Genomic DNA, 1,862 nt, shown 5'->3' with positions numbered 1-1,862 from the left:
ATGCGGTCGACATCGGCTGATGGCGCCTGGAAGCTGACGAGCAGCAACAACTGCATCCGCACGGATTTGGTTTCGAAGCCACTGTCGATCATAAGACGTCTCCCTGCTTGAGGAGGGTCGGTATAGCAGGGGTGCTCCTGACACGGTGATGTCAGCAGCGTGATGTGATTCTACAGGACCTTGCGGATCAGCCGGACGCCGACCAGCGCGATATAGGCGGCGAAGAACAGGCCGAGCGACCAGCCGAAGCCGGAGGGGCCGAAAATATCCATGCCGACACCGATCGCCTGCGGGCCAAGCACCATGCCGACGCCGTAACAGAGCACGAAAGCGGCATTGGCCGAGGCAAGCTCATGGCCCGACAATTGCGAGCCGAGATGGGCAAGGCCGATCGTGTAGAGGGCGGCGACCACGCCGCCCCAGACGAACAGAAGGGCGGCCATCAAATGCCAGTTGCTGGCGAAATGCGGCATGAAGATCGTGCCGGCAAGCCCGACGGCGGCGCAGGCCAGCAGCAGATGACGGCGATCGGAAACGCGATCGCTGATCATGCCGATCGGAATCTGCAGCAGCACGTTGCCAAGGCCGATCATGGTGAGCAGCAGGGCAGCGTCCGCCTCGGAATAGCCGATGCGGTTGCCATAGACGGGGAACAGCGCAAAACCGCCCGTCTCGACGGCGCCGAACACCAGCACCGCGAAGGTCGCGGTCGGCACCAGCCAGATGTAGCGGAGAAAGTGGCTGGTCTCGCTGTCGGCGACGATCGTCGGGCTCTCGTCGCGCGCCGCCAGCACCGGAATGGCGGCCAGCGTCACCAGGCCTATGGTCACGCCGAAGGGCAGGAAGCCGGCACTGCCGAGATGGGCAAACAGCCATGGCCCGGCGGCGAAGCCGAGCGACAGCACGGTCGCGTAGATGCCGAGCACCAGGCCCCGCCGGTGCGGCGGCGCCGACGTGCTGATCCAGAACTCGGACAGGATGAACAGCACCGTCAACGAGATATGCAGCACGACGCGGAGCGGAAACCACATCCAGAAATCCGGCGCGAAATGGAAGCCGACGAAGGCAAGCGCGCCGGCGGCAATCATCAGCAGCATCGTCCAGGCGACACCGAGGCGCATGGCGAGCGGGGTGGCGAGCGGCGCTCCGGCGATCGAGGCAAGGCCGGCGACGGCGGTGTTGAGGCCGATCATCGAGGCCGAATGACCACGCGTTTCCAGGATGACGCTGAGCAGCGGCATACCGAGGCCGATGGCGATGCCGACGACGCTGATCGAGGAGATGGCAGCGATCATCGGTAGCCAGTGTACGCGTTCCTCGCCCTGTTGTTGGGTATCGACCGTCATGGGATGCCTGAATAGCCTAGAGGATTTCGCGGGTGAAGCGGTTGCGGACACGCCGGTAGAGAGGCACCGAGCCGCCCGGATGCAGCAGCGGATCATCGGTGAGCCGCTTTGCCAGCTCGTCCAGGATCATCCCGGTGATGTCGGGGATATCGGCCTGCCTGGCCTTGGCGAGCGGCAGCCAGACCAGTTCCTCCAGCTCGTTGGTCGGGCCGCCATCAGCCAGTTCAACCGCGACGTCGCCGCGCCAGGCGCTGAAGAAGCGCGTGTCGAAGCGACGCACCCGGTTCGGCGGCGTGATCGCGCGGGCGATGAAGCGCAGCGCATCCAGCGAGGGTACGACGCCATGTTCGGCAAAGCCCTGCCAGTCGCGCCTGGTGGTGGTGAAGGCGCCTTTGCGGCCGATGAGCAGGCCGGCTTCCTCATAGGTCTCGCGAATCGCCGAAAGCGCGATGGCACGGGCGCGGGCCACGCTGGTGCGGCCGAGGCCAGCGGTCAGGTTCGCTTCTTCCTGGGGGT

General features: G+C 65.4%; 1 protein-coding gene and 1 pseudogene. Both read right to left on the bottom strand.

Annotation, left to right across the window (positions count from 1 at the left end):
* Positions 1 to 170: 170 nt before the first annotated feature.
* Positions 171 to 1,346 carry an MFS transporter gene (locus tag EOA33_RS34415; protein WP_126054299.1) on the bottom strand — a complete coding sequence of 392 codons (1,176 nt, stop codon included), beginning with the start codon at positions 1,344 to 1,346 and terminating at the stop codon, positions 171 to 173.
* A gap of 16 nt (positions 1,347 to 1,362) precedes the next feature.
* Positions 1,363 to 1,862: pseudogene (locus EOA33_RS34410) on the bottom strand (NUDIX hydrolase); the annotation flags it as partial.

This window comes from Mesorhizobium sp. M4A.F.Ca.ET.050.02.1.1, from assembly GCF_003997725.1.
Lineage (GTDB): Bacteria > Pseudomonadota > Alphaproteobacteria > Rhizobiales > Rhizobiaceae > Mesorhizobium.
The sequence above is the reverse complement of the archived record's forward strand: the minus strand, read 5'-3'. Positions and strand labels throughout refer to the sequence as shown.